The organism is Streptomyces sp. NPDC037203, assembly GCF_055605065.1.
Genome location: NZ_JBVJUC010000006.1, coordinates 103,578 through 122,619 on the forward strand (window position 1 = coordinate 103,578; position 19,042 = coordinate 122,619).

The window sequence follows — 19,042 nt, forward strand, 5'->3', positions numbered from 1 at the left end:
ATCACACCCACCGAAGCCCGATCACATCCACCGGAGGAATGTCGTGATCAAACCCCGTCCCAGAATCGTGGACCTCAGCGAGGTCGAGCCCAACACGCGGCGCGGCGGTGATCTGCGCGCCATGCTCACCCCGGCCACGGTCGGTTCCACCAGCGGCTTCATGGGTGTGGCCATCGTGCAGCCCGGCGACCGCATCGGTGAGCACTACCACCCCTACTCCGAGGAGTTCGTCTACGTCGTCTGCGGCGAGCTGGAGGTCGACCTGGACGGCGAGACACACGTGCTGCGCCCGGAGCAGGGGCTGATGATCCCCATCGACATGCGCCACCGGTTCCGCAACGTCGGCGACGTGGAGGCGCGGATGGTCTTCCACCTCGGCCCGCTGGCGCCCCGCCCGCAGCTCGGGCACGTCGACACCGAGGAGACGTCGGTGATCGGCGCCGCCGCGGTGCTGACCGAGCCGGGGGCCGAGCCGGCCGGGGCGGGCGCCGACGGCGGAGGGGTCCGGTCATGACCCGGCGCGTGGCGGTCACCGGCATAGGCATCGTCGCTCCGGGCGGCATCGGCACCCCCGCGTTCTGGGATCTGCTCGCGAACGGCCGGACCGCGACGCGGGGCATCACCTTCTTCGACCCCTCCCAGCTGCGTTCACGGATCGCCGCCGAGTGCGACTTCGACCCGGCGGCGCACGGCCTGGACGCCGAACAGGTGGCACGGGCGGACCGCTACATCCAGTTCGCCCTGGTCGCGGGCGACGAGGCGGTCCGCGACTCGGGCCTGGACCTGGCGCGGGAGGACCCCTGGCGGATCGCGGTGTCGGTGGGCACCGCGGTCGGCGGCACCACCCGTCTGGAGCACGACTACGTGCTGGTCAGCCATGGCGGCGAGCGCTGGGACGTGGACCCGGAGCGGGCCCAGCCGCAGCTGCACCGGGCCTTCACCCCGGCGACGGCGGCCTCCGCGGTGGCGGAACGATTCGGCGCCCAGGGTCCGGTGCAGACCGTCTCCACCGGCTGCACGTCGGGCCTGGACGCCGTCGGCTACGCCTTCCACACCGTCCAGGAGGGACGGGCCGACATCTGCATAGCCGGTGCGTCGGACTCGCCCATATCCCCCATCACCATGGCGTGCTTCGACGCGATCAAGGCCACGTCACCGAACAACGACGACCCCGCGCACGCCTCCAAGCCCTTCGACAACAACCGTGACGGCTTCGTCATGGGCGAGGGCGGCGCGGTGCTCGTCCTGGAGGAGCTGGAGCACGCACGGGCCCGCGGGGCGCACGTCTACTGCGAGTTCGGCGGCTACGCGACCTTCGGCAACGCCTACCACATGACCGGTCTGACCAAGGAGGGCCTGGAGATGGCGCGGGCCATCTCGACCGCCCTCGACCAGGCCCGGCTCGACCCCACGGCGATCGACTACGTCAACGCGCACGGCTCCGGCACCCGGCAGAACGACCGCCACGAGACGGCGGCCGTCAAGCGGGCGCTCGGGCAGCACGCCTACGACACCCCGATGAGCTCCATCAAGTCCATGGTGGGCCACTCCCTCGGGGCGATCGGCGCCATCGAACTGGTCGCCTGCGTGCTGGCCCTGGCCAAGCAGGCCGTACCGCCGACCGCGAACTACGAGACCCCCGACCCCGAGTGCGACCTCGACTACGTGCCGCGTACGGCTCGCGAGCGGAAGCTGACCAGCGTGCTCTCCGTGGGCAGCGGGTTCGGCGGCTTCCAGTCCGCGGTGATCCTGACCCGGCCGAGGGAGTGAGGACGAGATGAGCGAACCCCAGGACCGGCGTGCGGCCGTCACCGGCATCGGCGTGGTCGCGCCCAACGGCATCAGCACCGACACCTTCTGGAAGGCCACCCACGAGGGACTGAGCGTCCTGGACCGGGTGACCCGCGAGGGCTGTGAGCGCCTGCCGCTGAAGGTGGCCGGCGAGGTCCGCGCCTTCGACGCGGCGGACACCATCGAGGAGCGCTTCCTCGTCCAGACCGACCGCTTCACCCACTACGCCATGGCCGCGGCCGACTTCGCCCTCAGCGACGCCCGGCTCGGCCAGGCCGACACCGACCAGTCGCCGTACTCCATCGGGGTGGTCACCGCGGCGGGCTCCGGCGGCGGCGAGTTCGGCCAGCGCGAGCTGCAGCGGCTGTGGGGCAAGGGCAGCCGGTTCGTGGGGCCGTACCAGTCCATCGCCTGGTTCTACGCCGCGAGCACCGGCCAGGTCTCCATCCGCCGTGGCTTCAAGGGCCCCTGCTCGGTCGTCGCCTCCGACGAGGCCGGCGGTCTGGACGCCCTCGCGCACGCGGCCCGTGCGGTGCGGCGCGGCACCGACGCGATCGTGGCCGGCTCCACCGAGGCCCCGCTCGCGCCGTACTCGATGGTCTGCCAGCTGGGCTACGCGGAGCTGAGCCGGTCGAGCGAACCGGAGCGCGCCTACCGGCCGTTCACGAAGGACGCGTGCGGATTCGTGCCCGCCGAGGGCGGCGCGATGCTCGTGGTGGAGGCCGCCGGTGCCGCCCGCGCCCGCGGCGCCGACATCCGGGCCTTCGTCGCCGGGCACGCGGCCACCTTCACCGGCGCCTCCCGCTGGGAGGAGTCCCGCGCGGGCCTCGCCCAGGCCATCCGGCAGGCGCTGGCGGAGGCCGAGTGCGCGCCCGAGGAGGTCGACGTCGTCTTCGCCGACGCCCTCGGGGTGCCGGCGGCCGACCGGGCCGAGGCGCTGGCCATCGCCGACGCCCTCGGCGCGCACGGCGGCCGGGTGCCGGTCACCGCGCCCAAGACCGGCACCGGGCGCGGCTACTGCGCGGCCCCCGTCCTGGACACCGCCGCGGCCGTCCTCGCGATGGAGCACGGCCTGATCCCGCCGACCCCGAACGTCCACGACGTCTGCCACGACCTCGACCTCGTCACCGGCCGCGCCCGCGTCGCCCAGCCGCGTACCGCGCTGGTCCTCAGCCGCGGCCTCATGGGGTCGAACTCGGCGCTGGTGCTGCGGCACCCCAGCGCGCGGTGAACAGCAAAGGAGGAGAGCAATGTCCAAGATCACCGTCGAAGAACTCGCAGCCCTCATGAAGAAGGCGGCCGGGGTCACGGTCAGCCCGGAGCAGCTCAACGAGAGGCCGGACACCGGCTTCGACGTCCTCGGCGTCGACTCGCTCGGCCTGCTCGGCATCGTCGGCGAGCTGGAGAACGAGCACGGCACCCCGATGCCGGTGGACGCCGAGCGCTGCAAGACCCCCCAGCAGTTCCTCAACCTCGTCAACAACACGCTGATGGCAGGAGCCTGACATGGCAGGACACACCCAGAACGAGATCACCATCGCGGCCCCGCTCGACCTGGTCTGGGACATGACCAACGACCTGGAGCGCTGGCCCCAGCTGTTCAGCGAGTACGCGGCCGTCGAGGTGCTCAAGCGGGAGGGCGAGAAGACCACCTTCCGGCTCACCATGCACCCGGACGAGAACGGCACCGTCTGGAGCTGGGTCTCCGAGCGCGAGCCCGACCGCGCCACCCGCACCGTCCGGGCCCGCCGGGTGGAGACCGGTCCCTTCGCCCACATGGACATCCACTGGGCCTACGAGGAGGTCCCGGCCGGCACCCGCATGGTGTGGACGCAGGACTTCGCGATGAAGCCGGAGGCCCCGGTCGACGACGACTGGATGACCGACAACATCAACAAGAACTCGAAGGTCCAGATGGCCCTGATCCGCGACAAGATCGAGAAGGCCGCCGCCGGACACCGGCCCGCCCCGGCGCTCGCCGACTGAGCGCCATCGCACCCGAAGGGAAGCACCGTGCACCAGGCCCTGATCGTCGCCCGGATGGCTCCGGGCTCCGCCCCCGACATCGCGAAGATCTTCGAGGAGTCCGACCGGGGGGAGCTGCCCCAGCTGGTGGGCGTCACCCGGCGCAGTCTCTTCCAGTTCGGCGATGTGTACATGCACCTCATCGAGTCCGAGCGCGAACCGGGCCCGGCCATCGCCAAGGTCACCGAACACCCCGAGTTCCGGGACGTCAGCGAACGGCTGACGGCATACGTCAGCGCGTACGACCCGGAGACCTGGCGCTCTCCCAAGGACGCGATGGCGCGCCGCTTCTACGTCTGGGAGCGCTCCTGATACGCGCGTTCGATCCGGACGGACATCGGTCGCCGGGCCCGTGGTGCGACGGGCCCGGCGACCGACGGTTCGGGTACGGCTCCGCGGTCACGCCCTCACACGGCACTCGAACGCGTGCAGGTACGGGTTCACCGGCCGGGCGCCGTCCACGTCGAGCCCCGCTGCGGTGAGCCGGCTCACCATGCTGTCGGTGGTGTGCTTGGCCCCGCCGACGTTGAGGAGCAGCAGCAGGTCCATCGCCGTGCTGAACCGCATCGACGGGGTGTCGTCGACCAGGTTCTCGATGACGATCACGCGGGTGCCGGGGCCGCCCGCCTGGACGACGTTGCGCAGCAGCCGGGCCGTGCTCTCGTCGTCCCACTCCAGGATGTTCTTGATGACGTAGACGTCCGCCTTGACCGGGATGGCCTCGCGGATGTCGCCCGGCACGATCTGCGCGCGGCCGGCCAGGTCGCCGCCCTCGCGCAGCCGCGGCAGCGCGTTCTCCACCACGCGCGGCAGGTCCAGCAGACTGCCGTGCAGCTGTGGGTACTTGTCGAGCAGGCAGGCCACCACATGGCCCTGGCCGCCGCCGAGGTCGGCGACGGACGCGGCGCCCGACAGGTCGAGCAGGGCCGCGACCTCCCGTGCCGACTGCTCGCTGGAACGGGTCATCGCCCGGTTGAAGACGTCCGCGGATTCCGGCGCGTCCTCGTTCAGGTAGGTGAAGAACTCCTTGCCGAACAGGCCCTCCACCACGTTGCGGCCGCTGCGCACCGCCTCGTCCAGCTTGGGCCAGGCGGCCCAGGTCCACGGTTCGGTGCACCACAGCGCGATGGCGCGCAGGCTGTTCGGGTCGTCCTCGCGCAGCAGCCGGGACATGTCGGTGTGCGCGAAGGTGCCGTCGGGCCGCTCGGCGAAGACGCCGTAGCAGGCCAGGGCCCGCAGCATGCGGCGCAGCGGGCCGGGTTCGGCCCCCACCGCGGCCGCGAGGGCCTCGGCGCTCAGCGGGGTGTCCCCGAGGGCGTCGGGTACGCCGAGGCGGGCGGCGGCCCGTACGGCGGCGGACAGGGCCGCCCCGAAGGCGAGTTCGCGCAGCCGCATCGGCGGGGGCGGGGCGGTCGGGGCCTCGGCGGTGGCCCGGTTCGGCGGTGCCGTCTCAGCGGTGGTCATCTGCCGCCTTCCTTCGTTCTCGGCGTGCGTCGGTCCAGCGGGGGCGGGGTCGGGCGGTCAGCACAGGCCGGCGGGCTTGGAGACCCGGCAGGCGTTGTGGTCGAAGCTGTTGCCGATGCCCTTGGTCTCGGTGTTCACCAGGTCCGCGGGGGCGTTGCCGGCCAGCGCGTTGCCGCTGACGCGGTTGTGGTCGTTGGTGACGCCGACGAAGCTCTTGAACAGCACGATGCCGCCGGACAGCGGGGACTTGCCCGAGTTGCCGGTGACCCGGTTGCCGTCCACCGCGGTCTTCTCGGCGCCGGTCAGCACGATGCCGGAGCCCTGGATGGCGGGCAGCCGGTCGGTCTTGGCGCAGAACTTGTTGTTCTCGGTGACGTCGTTGTAGGCGACCTCCAGGTCACCGGCCTTGGGCTTGTTCTCGTCGCCCACGACGAAGACGCCGGCGCAGTTGCCCTCGATGTGGTTCTCGGCCACCGAGAGGTTGCGCAGCCGCCGCACCGTGACGCCGATCCGGTTGTCCTCCAGCCGGTTGTGGTCGATCACCGTCTGCCGGGTGTCGAGGGCGCCGGCCTCCTCGGTGATGGTGTTGGCGAGGAAGACGCCCGCGTCTCCGTTGCCCTGCGCGTAGTTGCCGGTGATCCTCCCGTGCACGGACCGCTCCTGGGCGATGCCCCATACGGCGTTCCCTACGGCCTGGACGCCGTGCACGGTCATGGTGTCGGTCGCCATGCCGAACACCCCGGCGCGGGCGAAGCCGGTCACCTTCAGGTCGGCGACGGTGACGCCCTCGACGTTCGTCGTCTTGGTGCCGATCACGCAGATGCCGTTGCCGCCCTCGGCACAGCTCTTGGTGGCCTTGGTGTCCTTGCCCGCCGCCGGGCCGGCCGTCGTCTTCGCGGCGGGCTCGATCACGGTGTGCGCGCCCGTCCCGCGCAGGGTGACGCGGGGCGTGCTGATGGTGACGCTCTCCTTGTAGGTGCCGGGGAGCACGAGCACGGTGTCGCCGGGCCGCGCGTGGTTCACGGCCCGCTGGATCGATTCACCCTGGTGGACCACGAGGGTCTGGTGGAGGGCTGCCGCGGGGGCGGCGCCCGGTCCGATTCCCGTACCGACGAGGGCCGCGACGGCACTAGCGGCGTAAGCGAGGTGACATCTCTTCATACTGGGTACGTTATGACCGAATAATCCGTAGATGTGTGGATAGGCCAATCGGCGGCGTGTCCGCGCGAGTCGACGCATACTGGCGGCGTGACCCGAGCCGGCCCCTTCCGCCGTGGACTCGGGGCGGTCGCGGGCTACGTCCGCAGCGCCCCGGGCACCTACGTCTGGCTCGCGGTCCTGTTCGTCACCACCGTCGCGGTGCACCACATGTCGCCCGGCTTCGAGCAGCACTTCCTGCGCCGCAGGTCCACCAACATCCACGAGCTGTCCCGCACCCCGCTGCGGGTGCTGGTCACCAGCGCGATGTGGATCGACGGCGGACACTGGCTGCCGTACGCGTTCCTGTACACCGTCTTCCACGCCCCGGCCGAACGCTGGCTCGGCACCGCCCGCTGGCTCCTGGTGTGCGCGGCCTCCCATGTGCTCGCCTCCCTGGTCAGCGAGGGCCTGCTGCTGAAGGCGATCCGGGACGGCATCGCGCCCCACTCGGCGGTCAACACCCTGGACATCGGGGTCAGTTACGCCCTGGCCGGCGTCGTCGCCGTGCTCACCTACCGCATCGCGCCCCCCTGGCGCTACGCCTACCTCGCCGTCGTCCTCGCCGTCTTCGCGCTGCCCGTGGCCGGTTCGCCCACCTTCACCGACATCGGGCATTTCCTCGCCATGCTGATCGGCCTGGCCTGCTATCCGCTGACCAGAGGCCGCGGAAAAGCATGGAATCCGAAGGAGACACTGACCGTGCTCAGGGGTTAGGTTCCCGGCCATGAGCAGCTCGGCGAGCAGTGTCGTGAACGGTGGCATCTCCTTCTGGTACGCGGACGACGGCCTCCCGGCGGTGCGGGAGCCGCTGCCCGGTGACGCCACGGCCGACGTGGTGATCGTCGGCGGCGGTTACACCGGCCTGTGGACCGCGTACTACCTGAAGAAGGCCGCGCCCTTTCTGCGGATCACCGTCCTGGAGCAGAAGTTCTGCGGCTACGGCGCCTCCGGCCGCAACGGCGGCTGGCTGTACAACGGCATCGCGGGCCGCGACCGCTACGCGAAGCTGCACGGCCGCGAGGCGGCGGTACGGCTCCAGCAGGCGATGAACGACACCGTGGACGAGGTGATCGCGGTCGCCGAGGCCGAGGGCATCGACGCCGACGTGCACAAGGGCGGTGTCCTGGAGGTGGCCACGACGCCCGCGCAACTGGCCCGCCTGAAGGCGTTCCACGAGCACGAGCTGTCGTACGGGGAGAAGGACCGTGAGCTGTACGGCGCCCGGCAGACGGCCGAGCGGATCCGGGTCGCGGACGCCGTCGGCTCCGCCTGGACCCCGCACGGCGCCCGGCTGAACCCGGCGAAGCTGGTCAAGGGACTGGCGGCGGCGGTCGAGGCGCTGGGCGTGGTGATCCACGAGATGACCCCGGTGACCGAGATCCGCCCCAAGCACGCCGTCACCCCCTACGGCACCGTCCGCGCCCCCTACGTGCTGCGCTGCACCGAGGGCTTCACCGCCTCGCTCAAGGGCCAGAAGCGGACCTGGCTGCCGATGAACTCCTCGATGATCGCCACCGAGCCGCTGACCGAGGAGCAGTGGGCGGCGATCGGCTGGGCGGGCCGGGAGACGCTGGGCGACATGGCGCACGCCTACATGTACGCGCAGCGCACCGCCGACGGCCGGATCGCGCTGGGCGGGCGCGGGGTGCCGTACCGCTTCGGCTCCCGCACGGACAACGACGGCCGCACCCAGCGGGCGACGGTCGAGGCGCTGCGGGACATCCTGGTGCGCTTCTTCCCGTCCCTGGCCGGGGTCGCCGTCACCCACGCCTGGTCCGGTGTCCTCGGTGTGCCGCGCGACTGGTGCGCCACCGTCACCCTCGACCGCGCCACCGGGCTCGGCTGGGCCGGCGGCTACGTCGGCTCCGGGGTGGCCACCACCAACCTCGCCGCCCGCACCCTGCGCGACCTCGTCCAGCAGGACTCCGGGCAGGCCGGCCGCACCGGACTCACCGAGCTGCCCTGGGTCGGCCACAAGGTCCGCAAGTGGGAGCCCGAGCCGCTGCGCTGGCTCGGCGTCCACGGCATGTACGCCACCTACCACACCGCCGATCAGCGCGAACGCCGCCGCCCGGCGACGGAGTCCTCGCGGCTCGCGAAGGCGGCGGACCGGGTGGCGGGACGGCACTGAGGGGCCGGCCGACCAGATGAACGACCGCGTCCGCCTCGCCATGGCGACGTCGCCGCGACAGCCGCCTGCGGCCTGCCGCTCACCGGGTGCGACGACGGTTCCGGCTCGGGGCGCCGGCTCCGCGCCCTCGTCCGCGCCGGTGAACAGGACGATCGACGAGATCGGGGCGCGTCCCGTTCTCAGCCCACCGGCTCCCGCACCGGGCGGCCGGCCCGCATGCCGTGTTTCGGTGCCGGGGCGGTCACCATGAGGCCCGCGGTCAGGGCGGAGACGAGCATGATCAGGGCGGCGCAGCCGATGGCGACGGCGTAGCCGTGCACGGTGCCGGCCGGGACCGCGCCGGGCCGGTGCGGTCGGGCGGCGACATAGGACGCGGCACTGGTGGTGGCGATCGTGTTCAGCAGCGCCGTACCGATCGAACCGCCGGCCTGCTGGGCGGTGTTGACGGTCGCGGAGGTGATCCCCGCGTCCCGCGGCGCGACCCCCGCCGTCGCGGTGGCGAACACCGGCATGAAGGTCAGCCCCATGCCGAGCCCGAGCAGCAGCAGGGCGGGCAGGATCTCCGCGGCGTAGGAGGAGCGCACGGTCAGCCGGGTGAGCAGCAGCAGCCCGCTCGCCGCCAGCAGCATCCCCGGCACCAGCAGCCGCCGCGGCGGCACATGGGGCAGCAGCCGCGCCGAGATCTGGGTGGCCCCGGCAAGGATCATGGCGGTCATCGGCAGGAAGGCGAGCCCGGTCCGGAACGGCGAGTAGCCGAGGACGACCTGGAGGTAGTAGGTCATGAACAGGAACACCCCGAACATGCCGATCACCGCGAACGCCATCGTCAGCAGGCATCCCGCCCGGTCCCGGCTGCGCAGGATGCGCAGCGGCAGCAGCGGGTCCGGCGCGCGTGCCTGCCACCACACGAACGCCGCGAGCAGCGCCACCCCGGCCGCCAGCGTCGCGAGCACCAGCGGTGCGGTCCAGCCGCGCGGCTGGGCCTCACCGACGCCGTAGACGATCGCGGCCAGACCTCCGCAGCCCAGCAGGGCGCCGGGCACGTCGAGCCGGACGTCGCCGTGCCCCGGCCGGTCGCGCAGCAGCGTGAACGCGCCGAAGACCGCGAGCGCCGCGATGGGCACGTTGACGTACAGGCACCACCGCCAGGTCAGGTACTCGGTGAGCACCCCGCCGACGATCAGCCCGATCGCCGAACCGCTGCCCGCCAGCGCGCTGAAGACGCCGAACGCCCTGCCGCGCTCGCGCGGGTCGGTGAACATCGTGGTCAGCAGGGACAGCGCGGAGGGCGCGAGCACGGCGGCGAAGGCCCCTTGCAGCGCACGGGCGCCGAACAGCATCCCGGAGCCGGTCGCTGCCCCGCCGAGCGCGGAGGCGAGCGCGAAGCCGGTCAGACCGGTCACGAAGGCGCGTTTTCGCCCTACGAGATCGGCGATCCGGCCGCCCAGCAGGAGCAGCCCGCCGAAGGCGAGGGTGTACGCGGTGATCACCCACTGCCGGTTGCCGTCGGACATGTGCAGGGCGCGCTGCGCGGAGGGGAGCGCGATGTTCACGATCGTGGCGTCCAGGACCACCATCAGCTGGGCCAGGGCGATGACGACCAGCCCCCACCAGCGGTGCGGATCCGTACCCTCCGCGGCGGCCCGGAACTCACCCGTTCGGCCGATGCTCATCTGGCCAGAACAGCATGGATCGGGACGTATCGCATCTGGGTGCCGCGACCCGGACGGCTTCGGGTGAGGACGATTGTCAGTGGCGGGGTGCAGCATGGGACCCATGGCGAGGGGAACGACCGGCGGGAGCCGGGTGGGACGGAGCGCACGGCGGCCGGAGCTGCGGCTGCCGCCGCTGCGGCCGTGGACCGGCGACGGGCTCGACCCGGACGGGGACTACGACGGGCTGGAGTTCCGCGACGCGGACCTGACGGGCCAGGACGCGGCGGGCGCCCGGTTCATGGACTGCGCCCTGCGCGGCTGCGCGGCCGACGGGACCCGGCTGCGCCACGCCCGCGTGCTGGACTGCGCGCTCACCGGCCTGCGCGGGGTCGGCACCGACCTGTCCGAGGCCACCCTGCGCGATGTCGAGCTGACCGACCCGCGCCTCGGCGGCACCCAGCTGCACGGCGCGGTGCTGGAGCGGGTCGTGGTGCGCGGCGGCAAGATCGACTACTTGAATCTGCGCATGGCCCGGCTGCGGGACGTCGTCTTCGAGTCCTGTGTCCTGGTCGAACCGGACTTCGGCAGCGCCCGCCTGGAGCGGGTGGAGTTCGTGGACTGCGCGCTGAAGGGCGCGGACCTCACCGGGGCCACGCTGAAGGACGTCGATCTGCGCGGCGCCGCCCCGCTGGAGATCGCGCGGGGTCTGGACCGGCTGTCCGGCGCGGTGATCGACACCGGCCAGCTCCTCGACCTGGCACCGGCGCTGGCGGCGGCGCTCGGGATACGCGTGGAGTAGGAGGCGTACGGCGGGGGGCGGGGCCTTACGCGACGCGGGGGAAGCGGGCCTGGAGGGTCCAGATCGCCGGGTTCTCGCCCAGGTCCTCGTGCAGGTCGACGAGGTCGGCGACCAGGTCCTGGAGGAAGTCCCGTGCCTCGCGGCGCAGTTCGGCGTGGGCGAAGGAGAGGGGGGCCTCGTCCAGCGGCTGCCAGTCGGCCGCGATGTCGACCCAGCCGAAGCGGCGCTCGAACAGCATCCGGTCACTGGACTCGGTGAAGTCCAGCTCCGCCCGCTGCGGCCGGGCGGCGCGGGAGCCCATCGGATCCCGGTCGAGCCGTTCCACGATGTCGCACAGCGCCCAGGCGAAGTCCAGCACCGGCACCCATCCCCAGGCCGTGGACAGCTCCCGGTCCGTCTTGGTGTCCGCGAGGTACACGTCGCCGCAGAACAGATCGTGCCGCAGCGCGCGGACGTCCGCGCGGCGGTAGTCGGTCTGCGGGGGATCGGGGAAGCGGTTGGAGAGGGCGTAGCCGATATCGAGCACGGACCGATGGTGTCACGGCGGCGCGGGGACGCCGGGCGCGGTGCCGGTCCCGGACTCCGGCCCTTCCTGTGAGCCGGCTGTGTCCCGGAGGCGTTTCCGCAGGCGGGCGGCGTGCGAAGCGGTGCCTGACCCGCCCGCGGAGCCGACTCCCCCCGTGATCCGCTTCCGCCTAAGATCGCTGACATGTCCAGATCCGTACGCCTGGTACCGGCCGCCGTGGTCGCGCTGGTGCTCACCCTGGCCGGCACCGGGTGCGGGAGCGGGGTGCGCGGCACACCGGGTGGCGCGGGCGTGCGCGACCCGTACTTCCCGAAGGCGGGCAACGGTGGGTACGACGTCGGCCACTACGCCCTCACCCTGGACTACACCCCGGCCACCCGCCGCCTCACCGGTACGGCGGTCATCACGGCCCGCGCCACCAAGGACCTGTCCGCGTTCGACCTGGACCTCTCCGGGCTGCACGTGGACTCGGTCGGCGTCGACGGCCGGGACGCCCGCTACAACCGGGCGGGGCAGGAACTCACCGTCCGCCCGCACGACGATCTGCGCAAGGGCCGGACCTTCCGTACGACCGTCCGCTACTCCGGCGTCCCCGGCACCCTCACCGACCCCGACGGCTCCGCGGAGGGCTGGCTGCCCACGGCCGACGGCGCGCTCGGACTCGGCGAGCCGGTCGGATCCATGGCGTGGTTCCCCGGCAACGACCATCCCTCCGACAAGGCCACGTACGACATCACCGTGACCGTCCCCAAGGGCCTGCAGGCCGTGTCCAACGGCGAGTTGGCGGACCAGTCCACCCGCGGCGGCCGTACCAGCTACCACTGGCACACCGCGCAGCCCATGGCGAGCTACCTCGCCACCGTCGCGATCGGGCACTTCGGCATCGCCCGGTCCAAGGGCCCCGGCGGGCTGCCGGTGCTCACCGCGGTCGATCCGACCCAGGCCGGGCCGAGCGCGGGTGTCCTCGCGAAGCTTCCCGAGGTCGTCAAGTGGGAGGAGGACACGTTCGGGCCCTATCCCTTCTCCTCCGTCGGCGTCATCATCGACCGGCCGGACGACGCGGGGTACGCGCTGGAGACCCAGAACCGCCCGGTCTTCCCCGGCGCGCCGGAGCTGGGCACCCTCGTCCACGAGCTCGCGCACCAGTGGTACGGCGACTGCGTGACCCCCGCGTCCTGGCGGGACATGTGGCTCAACGAGGGGTTCGCCACCTACGCGCAGTGGCTGTGGGACGAGGACCACGGCGGGGACACGGCCGAGCAGACCTTCCAGTACTACTACCGGGCCCACGACAGCGCGCTCTGGGCGTTCCCGCCCGCGAACCCCTCCGGCGCCGCGCACATCTCCGGGTCGCCGGTGTACGAGCGCGGTGCGATGGTGCTCCACAAGATCCGGCAGAAGGTCGGCGACAAGGCCTTCTTCGCCCTGCTGCGCGCCTGGCCGGCCGCCCACCGCTACGGCAACGCGAGCACCGCGGACTTCACGGCGTTCGTCGGACACCGCTTCCCGGACGAGGACTTCGGTGGGATCTGGAAGGACTGGCTGTACGGCGACGGCAAACCGGCCCACCCGTGACCGGGGATGCCGGTACCGCTGCCGGTGCGGCGCCGCCGTGTTCGCGCTCGGCGCGCCGTCTGCCGCCCTTCCCCGGTACTCGGGCGGGGAAGGGCGCAGGCGCGGTACGTCAGACGTTGACGCCGAAGTCCTGGGCGATGCCGACCAGGCCCGAGGCGTAACCCTGGCCGACCGCGCGGAACTTCCACTCCGCGCCGTTGCGGTACAGCTCGCCGAAGACCATGGCCGTCTCGGTGGCGGCGTCCTCCGACAGGTCGTAGCGGGCGATCTCCGCGCCGCCGGCCTGGTTGACGATGCGGATGTAGGCGTTGCGCACCTGGCCGAAGTTCTGGCCGCGGTTCTCCGCGTCGTAGATGGAGACCGGGAAGACGATCTTGTCGATGTCGGCCGGGAGGCCGGCCAGGTTGACGTTGATCGACTCGTCGTCGCCGGCGCCCTCGCCGGTGCGGTTGTCGCCGGTGTGCACGATGGTGCTGTCCGGGGTCTGCTTGTTGTTGAAGAAGACGAAGTGGGCGTCCGAGTAGACCTTGCCCTGCGCGTTGACCGCGATGGCGGAGGCGTCCAGGTCGAAGTCCGTGCCCGTGGTGGTGCGGACGTCCCAGCCGAGCCCCACGGTGACGGACGTCAGGCCCGGAGCCTCCTTGGAAAGCGAGACGTTGCCACCCTTGGACAGGCTTACAGCCATGTTGGGAGTCCCTTCCTAGTTGTCCCTGTGCGTGCCGACGAAGCTACCGGCACCCGGAAGAACGTCCAGGGGGGTCCCGGTGGTTCCGCGCCCCTTTACCTTTTTTACCCGGACTTCTCCGCGGGATCCGGGAAATCCGGATGACGTGGACGGGCCCCGGCCGGGAACATGGAGGGCATGTCCGGTCCTTACGTCATCCGCGGCTCCGTCTCGCTCCCCGAGGCCGAGCTGATGTGGCGTTTCTCCAGGTCCTCGGGGCCCGGTGGGCAACACGTCAACACCAGCGACTCCCAGGTGGAGCTGCGCTTCGACCTCGCCGCCACCGAGGCGCTGCCGCCGGTGTGGAAGGAGCGCGCCCTGGAGCGGCTGGCCACCCGGCTCGTCGACGGGGTGGTGACCGTACGGTCGTCCGAGCACCGCTCCCAGTGGCGCAACCGCGAGACCGCCGCCGTCCGCCTCGCCGCGCTCCTCGCGGAGGCCAGCGCGCCCCCGCCCAAGCCCCGCAGGCCCACCCGGATACCGCGGGGCATCAACGAGCGCCGGCTGCGGGAGAAGAAGCAGCGCGCCGAGACCAAGCGCGGGCGCGCGGGGCGCGACTGGGGGTAGGACCCTTCCTCGCGCGTCGAGGGCTCAGCCCAACTGCCGGTAGCGGCCCCGGTAATACGTCAGCGGGCCGCCCTCCGCGCTCGGCACCCGCGCCGTCAGCACCCGCCCGATGACCAGGGTGTGGTCCCCCGCCGCCACCCGCTGCTCCGTGCGGCACTCCAGGGTCGCGAGCGCGCCGCCGACCAGCGGGGCGTGCGTGACCTCGCCTCGGGTGTACGCGATGTCCTCGAACAGGAGCCGGTCGCTGATGCGGCCCTTCATGGCGAAGCGGCCCGCGATGTGCCGCTGGCTCTCGGCCAGCACCGATACCGCCCACAGTGGCTGTTCGGCGAGCAGTTCGTCCATGCGCGAGCCCTCCCGCAGGCTGACCAGCACCAGCGGCGGATCGAGGGAGACCGACAGGAAGGCCGTCGCGGTCATGCCGACGTCCTCCACGCCCGGCGCGTCCGGGTCGTCGGGATCGAGCGGCGGTTCCTGCGCGGTCACCAGGACCACGCCCGCGGCCAGCCGGGACATCGCGGCCCGGAACTCGTCGTTGCTCACCCCCTCAGCATGCCCGGAAGCGGTGAGGGCGGCGGGAGAAGGCGTCTTCAGCACGCCGGAAACGCTAGTCTGCGCTCTGTGCCCGACGCATCGGGCCCGAGCCCGAGCCGGGTCCTAGGACCAGCGGCGGAGCGGGACCGGAAAGAGGCCATGCGGTGAACGCTCGGAAAACGCTGAAACCCCGCCCAGTTGTTCACGTTTTGCTGTGACTTGAGTCACAAGGGGCAGGAATTGTTGACCCTGTGTACCGGGTGAGCAGCGCGCTGTGATTCAGTGGCGGTGAAACTGCTGGAGCAACCACGAGGCGCCGAAGACGACGACCCTTGATTCGCTGCGAGGTCTCGGGGGGAGGGCGAGCATGGAGACCGAGTCGGAGCCGTACGTCCGTCTTGCGTCCCTGCGGCAGCTGCACCAGGTCATGGCGGACATGAACACGGCGCGCAGCCTGGCGGACACCTTGCAGACCGTCGCCGACGGCGTGGTCAACGCCCTCGGATACGAGATGGCGGGCGTGAACCTGGTACGCCCCGACGGCGATCTCGTCGTCGCCGCGTTCGCCGGCAACTCCGCCGCCGAAGCCCTGATCACCGGCCGGGTCGGCTCCCGCGAGGCATGGGACCGGCGCCTGGGCATGGGCGAGCGCTGGGGCGACCTCGTGTTCATACCGCACACCGAGGGCTGGGTGCTGGACGACGACGATGTGCCCCAGTGGTTCACCGACGGCCCGGCGCCCCGCTTCGAGGACGAGTGGCACCCCTCCGACCGCCTCTTCGCCCCCATGTACACGCCGGGCGGAGCGGGCGGCTCCAGCGGCGAACTGCTCGGCGTCATATCCGTCGACCGCCCGCGCAACGGCCGGCGGCCCGGCGCCTGGGGCCGCGAGGCCCTCCAGATGTACGCCTTCCAGGCCGCCATCGCGATCAGCAACGCCCGGCTGCGCTCCAACATGCAGCGCGCCCTGGTCCGCCTGGAGCGCGAGCAGCAGGCGCTGCGCGCCAGCGAGGAGAGCTTCCGGCAGGCGTTCGAGTACGCGCCGTCCGGCATGGCCATCGCCGAGATGGGCGGCGAACAGCACGGCCGCATCCTGCGCACCAACGACGCCCTGTGCCGGCTGCTCGGCCGCCCGGCCTCCGCGATGCGCCGCTACTCCTTCTCCGACCTGGTGCACCCCGAGGACATCGGCACCCTGCTGCGCACCTCGGCCGAGGGCGGCCGTGCCGAGCTGCGCCTCGGCCGCCGCGACGGCAGCTACGTCTGGGTGTCGCTGCGCAACAGCGTGGTCGCGGACGCCGCCGACGGCCCCCGCTTCCTGCTCACCCACGTCGAGGACATCGAGGAGCGCAAGCGGCGCGAGCTGCAGCTCGCCCACCGCGCCTCGCACGACTCGCTGACCGGCCTGCCGAACTCCGCCGAGCTGCGCTCACGGCTCGCCGCCCGGCTGTGCCGCCGCCCGCCGCACGCCCTGGAGTCCCTGGACGCGGCCTACGGCCACCCCGGCTTCGACGGCCCCACCGGGCACGGCTTCGACTTCGCGCCGGACACGGAGTCGTACGACGGCTACGACCACCATGTGCACACCGTCGCCCCCGAGGGCGAGCAGGACGACGGCACCAAGGGCCTCGCGGTGCTTTTCTGCGACCTGGACGGCTTCAAGTCGATCAACGACCGGTTCGGGCACAACGCGGGCGACGCCGTCCTGATCGAGGTCGCCCGGCGGCTGTCCCAGGGGGTGCGCGACGGCGACACGGTGGCCCGGCTCGGTGGCGACGAGTTCGTGATCCTCGCCGACGGGCTCGGCCGCGCCGACGCCGAGGACCTGGCGGTACGGCTGCGCAACGAGATCATCCAGCCGATCCGGGCCGAGGGCCGGGCGGTCCGGGTGGGGGCGAGCTTCGGCATCGGATGGGCACACTGCGGCATGACGGCCGACGAGGTGTTGAAGTCCGCCGACGAGCGGATGTACGTAGAGAAACGATCTCGTCCCAAACAACACCGCCGCGCGGGATGAGCCCCAGGTCAGCGAGTTGATGCGGTCTGCGTCACCCGTTTGGCTCAGGTGGAGCGGGTAGGCTCGCCTTTCCAGCCATGACCGTATCCGTTCGCACCTGTTGAGGAGTACCAAGGGATGACGCCCGGCGACAACGGCGCGAGCACGCCCGAGGAAGACGACCCGTTCGGCTATCTGTACGCAGACGGCCAGGCCAGGGGAGCCCAGCCGCCCTCCGGTGGTTACGGCTACCCGAACTCGGTCAGCAGAGTGCGCACGGTCGGCGAGCGTCAGTACGGCCAGCAGCAGCCTTACGTCCCGCAGCAGGGCGCCTACGGCCAGCCGAACGCGCACTACCAGGCCCCGGAGACCCTCCCCGGCGGAGCACCGCCCGCGGGCCGCGCCCCCGCCCCCCAGCCCGGCCCCGGCCGCCGCGGGCCCAACACCAAGGGCCTGCTGATCGGCGCGGTCGCGGTGGTCGCCGCGGTGGTCGTCGGCATCGGCGTCGCCATGATCCACGGCAACTCGGACGACAACTCCGGCAACCAGGCGGGCACGACCCCGGCCCAGACCCAGTCCACGGACCCGACCCCGACGAGCAGCAGCTCGGCCGGTTCGGGCCTGCCGAAGACCGATGCCGCGGCCGACTCGGTGCAGCGGTCGGGCGGTGCCACGCCGGCCGCCGACGTCAAGGGCTCGCGCGCCGCGGGCGGCAAGTACGTGGGCGGCCTGAACCAGGTCGGCGCCTCCGTCACCTGGAGCGTGGACGTCCCCTCGGACGGCGACTACACCCTGTTCACCGGGTACAGCGCCACCGGCGAGGACCAGTCGATGACCGTCACCGTCAACGGCAAGGAGTTCGGCAGCAAGCTCGGGCTGCGCAACTGGCGGCACGCCGCGGACAACGACTTCGCCCAGGGCTGGACCCGCTCCTACGTGTGGCCCACCCTCAAGAAGGGCAACAACACCATCTCCATCTCCTGCCAGCCCGGCGACAAGTGCAACGTCCTGCTGGACCAGCTGTGGCTGAAGGCGGGCCGGGTCACCAGCTGAGCCGTCCGCGGTTCACCGGCTCCGTCCCGGCGCTTCGAGCGCCGTGACCCGCCCCAGCAGCTCCTCGTACGTCGCCCGGTCGAACTCGCCTGCGGCGGGCGCCCGGACGGTGGCCGCCGCGAGGGCGACGGCGTGGGTGAGTCGGGCCGGCCAGGGCAGGCGGGTCACCAGGCCGGACAGCAGCGCGGCGACCGCCGAGTCGCCCGCACCGGTCGGATTGCCGTGCACCCGGCCCGGTGGGGTGGCGCGCCAGCGGCCCTCGGGGGTGGCGGCGAGGAGGCCGTTCGGGCCCAGGGAGGCGACGACCGTGTGGGCGCCCCGGCGGCGGGCGTCCTCGGTGGCGCGCAACGGGTCGTGGGAGCCGGTGAGTTCGGCCAGCTCGTCGGCGTTGGGCTTGATGATGTCGGGGCGGGCCGCCACCCCGCGGCGCAGCGGCTCGCCGCTGGTGTCCAGCAGCACCGGTACGCCCAGGGAGCGCGCCGTGCGTATCAGGCCCGCGTACGCCCCCACCGGCACCCCCGGCGGCAGGCTGCCGCACAGGGCCACCGCCGAGGCGCCGGGCAGGAGCCGCGCGTAGCGGTCCAGGAAGGCGGCCCACTCGGCGGGCGTGATCTGCGGGCCCGGTTCGTTCAACTGGGTCGTGTCGCCGGAGACTTCGTCCACCACCGCGATCGTGCGGCGACTCGCCTGCGCCACCGGCACCAGCGCGTCCGTCAGGCCCCCGGTCCCGGCGAGCCGGTCCCGTACCGCCCGGCCGGTGCCGCCGCCCGCGAATCCGGTGACCGTCACCTCGTGCCCGAGCGCGGCGAGCACCCGGCCCACGTTCACGCCCTTGCCGCCCGGACGCTCGATGACCTCCGAGACCCGGTGCGAGGCGTGCGGACGCAGTGACCGCACCCGATAGGTGATGTCGAGAGCGGTGTTCAGCGTGACCGTGAGGATCACCCGGTCTGTCTCCCTCGAAGCCGTCGTTCCGGGCCCCGATCATGCCAAAGAGACGGC

At 72.2% G+C, this 19,042-nt stretch carries 20 protein-coding genes; 13 read left to right on the forward strand and 7 right to left on the reverse strand.

Annotation, left to right across the window (positions count from 1 at the left end; genetic code table 11):
* Window positions 1-43 precede the first annotated feature (43 nt).
* From ACZ7EC_RS18765 to ACZ7EC_RS18790, 6 genes are read left to right on the forward strand one after another with little or no spacing between them, the layout of a single operon-like run.
* Window positions 44-514, forward strand: a complete 471-nt coding sequence (locus tag ACZ7EC_RS18765; protein WP_471063826.1) for a cupin domain-containing protein — start codon at window positions 44-46, stop codon at window positions 512-514.
* On the forward strand, window positions 511-1,770 hold the full coding sequence (locus tag ACZ7EC_RS18770) for a beta-ketoacyl-[acyl-carrier-protein] synthase family protein (protein WP_471063828.1): 1,260 nt from the start codon (window positions 511-513) through the stop codon (window positions 1,768-1,770). The genes ACZ7EC_RS18765 and ACZ7EC_RS18770 overlap by 4 nt, the downstream gene beginning before the upstream one ends.
* A gap of 7 nt (window positions 1,771-1,777) precedes the next feature.
* The gene (locus tag ACZ7EC_RS18775) at window positions 1,778-3,022 is read left to right on the forward strand and encodes a ketosynthase chain-length factor (RefSeq protein WP_471063830.1); all 1,245 of its coding nucleotides are present in this window, start codon (window positions 1,778-1,780) and stop codon (window positions 3,020-3,022) included.
* A 19-nt stretch (window positions 3,023-3,041) separates the two neighbouring features.
* The gene (locus tag ACZ7EC_RS18780; RefSeq protein ID WP_397985310.1) at window positions 3,042-3,296 is read left to right on the forward strand and encodes an acyl carrier protein; all 255 of its coding nucleotides are present in this window, start codon (window positions 3,042-3,044) and stop codon (window positions 3,294-3,296) included.
* Window position 3,297: 1 nt separating this feature from the next.
* Entirely contained in the window at window positions 3,298-3,777 is a 480-nt protein-coding gene (locus ACZ7EC_RS18785) for an SRPBCC family protein (RefSeq protein WP_351880300.1), read from the forward strand.
* A 27-nt stretch (window positions 3,778-3,804) separates the two neighbouring features.
* Window positions 3,805-4,128 (forward strand): TcmI family type II polyketide cyclase, encoded by a 324-nt coding sequence (locus tag ACZ7EC_RS18790; RefSeq protein ID WP_471063832.1) that lies wholly within the window; start codon window positions 3,805-3,807, stop codon window positions 4,126-4,128.
* 87 nt (window positions 4,129-4,215) lie between these two features.
* Here the strand turns inward: ACZ7EC_RS18790 and ACZ7EC_RS18795 are convergent, their stop codons facing one another.
* Window positions 4,216-5,280: a methyltransferase gene (locus tag ACZ7EC_RS18795; RefSeq protein ID WP_471063833.1), complete on the reverse strand. Its 1,065-nt coding sequence runs from the start codon at window positions 5,278-5,280 to the stop codon at window positions 4,216-4,218.
* Window positions 5,281-5,337: 57 nt separating this feature from the next.
* A complete protein-coding gene (locus ACZ7EC_RS18800) occupies window positions 5,338-6,441 on the reverse strand; it encodes a right-handed parallel beta-helix repeat-containing protein (RefSeq protein WP_471063835.1) in 1,104 nt (367 codons plus the stop codon).
* A gap of 87 nt (window positions 6,442-6,528) precedes the next feature.
* On the opposite strand from ACZ7EC_RS18800, the gene ACZ7EC_RS18805 reads away from it, so the two are divergent.
* Window positions 6,529-7,194 carry a rhomboid-like protein gene (locus ACZ7EC_RS18805; protein WP_471063836.1) on the forward strand — a complete coding sequence of 222 codons (666 nt, stop codon included), beginning with the start codon at window positions 6,529-6,531 and terminating at the stop codon, window positions 7,192-7,194.
* A gap of 10 nt (window positions 7,195-7,204) precedes the next feature.
* On the forward strand, window positions 7,205-8,611 hold the full coding sequence (locus tag ACZ7EC_RS18810) for an NAD(P)/FAD-dependent oxidoreductase (protein ID WP_471063838.1): 1,407 nt from the start codon (window positions 7,205-7,207) through the stop codon (window positions 8,609-8,611).
* Between the two features lie 179 nt (window positions 8,612-8,790).
* Here the strand turns inward: ACZ7EC_RS18810 and ACZ7EC_RS18815 are convergent, their stop codons facing one another.
* Complete coding sequence (locus ACZ7EC_RS18815; protein WP_471063840.1) at window positions 8,791-10,284, reverse strand: MFS transporter; 1,494 nt, start codon at window positions 10,282-10,284, stop codon at window positions 8,791-8,793.
* Between the two features lie 103 nt (window positions 10,285-10,387).
* On the opposite strand from ACZ7EC_RS18815, the gene ACZ7EC_RS18820 reads away from it, so the two are divergent.
* Window positions 10,388-11,065, forward strand: a complete 678-nt coding sequence (locus ACZ7EC_RS18820; RefSeq protein ID WP_471063842.1) for a pentapeptide repeat-containing protein — start codon at window positions 10,388-10,390, stop codon at window positions 11,063-11,065.
* 25 nt (window positions 11,066-11,090) lie between these two features.
* Here the strand turns inward: ACZ7EC_RS18820 and ACZ7EC_RS18825 are convergent, their stop codons facing one another.
* On the reverse strand, window positions 11,091-11,591 hold the full coding sequence (locus ACZ7EC_RS18825) for a hypothetical protein (RefSeq protein WP_471063844.1): 501 nt from the start codon (window positions 11,589-11,591) through the stop codon (window positions 11,091-11,093).
* A 183-nt stretch (window positions 11,592-11,774) separates the two neighbouring features.
* On the opposite strand from ACZ7EC_RS18825, the gene ACZ7EC_RS18830 reads away from it, so the two are divergent.
* Window positions 11,775-13,166, forward strand: a complete 1,392-nt coding sequence (locus ACZ7EC_RS18830; RefSeq protein WP_471063846.1) for a M1 family metallopeptidase — start codon at window positions 11,775-11,777, stop codon at window positions 13,164-13,166.
* 109 nt (window positions 13,167-13,275) lie between these two features.
* Here ACZ7EC_RS18830 and ACZ7EC_RS18835 read toward each other — a convergent pair whose 3' ends face one another.
* Window positions 13,276-13,851, reverse strand: a complete 576-nt coding sequence (locus ACZ7EC_RS18835; RefSeq protein ID WP_471063848.1) for a TerD family protein — start codon at window positions 13,849-13,851, stop codon at window positions 13,276-13,278.
* Window positions 13,852-14,019: 168 nt separating this feature from the next.
* Between ACZ7EC_RS18835 and arfB the strand changes: the two genes are divergently transcribed.
* Window positions 14,020-14,457, forward strand: coding sequence for an alternative ribosome rescue aminoacyl-tRNA hydrolase ArfB (gene arfB, locus ACZ7EC_RS18840; protein ID WP_471063850.1), 438 nt, complete (start codon window positions 14,020-14,022; stop codon window positions 14,455-14,457).
* A 24-nt stretch (window positions 14,458-14,481) separates the two neighbouring features.
* On the opposite strand, the gene ACZ7EC_RS18845 is transcribed toward arfB, so the two are convergent.
* Entirely contained in the window at window positions 14,482-15,054 is a 573-nt protein-coding gene (locus ACZ7EC_RS18845) for a flavin reductase family protein (protein ID WP_471063852.1), read from the reverse strand.
* A 304-nt stretch (window positions 15,055-15,358) separates the two neighbouring features.
* Here ACZ7EC_RS18845 and cdgB point away from each other — a divergent pair, with 304 nt between their 5' ends.
* Both cdgB and ACZ7EC_RS18855 read left to right on the forward strand, forming a co-directional pair.
* Window positions 15,359-17,008: a diguanylate cyclase CdgB gene (gene cdgB, locus ACZ7EC_RS18850; protein WP_471063853.1), complete on the forward strand. Its 1,650-nt coding sequence runs from the start codon at window positions 15,359-15,361 to the stop codon at window positions 17,006-17,008.
* Between the two features lie 117 nt (window positions 17,009-17,125).
* Entirely contained in the window at window positions 17,126-18,040 is a 915-nt protein-coding gene (locus ACZ7EC_RS18855) for a carbohydrate-binding protein (protein WP_471063855.1), read from the forward strand.
* Window positions 18,041-18,052: 12 nt separating this feature from the next.
* Here the strand turns inward: ACZ7EC_RS18855 and ACZ7EC_RS18860 are convergent, their stop codons facing one another.
* Window positions 18,053-18,985, reverse strand: a complete 933-nt coding sequence (locus ACZ7EC_RS18860; RefSeq protein ID WP_471063857.1) for a 1-phosphofructokinase family hexose kinase — start codon at window positions 18,983-18,985, stop codon at window positions 18,053-18,055.
* Window positions 18,986-19,042 lie beyond the last annotated feature (57 nt).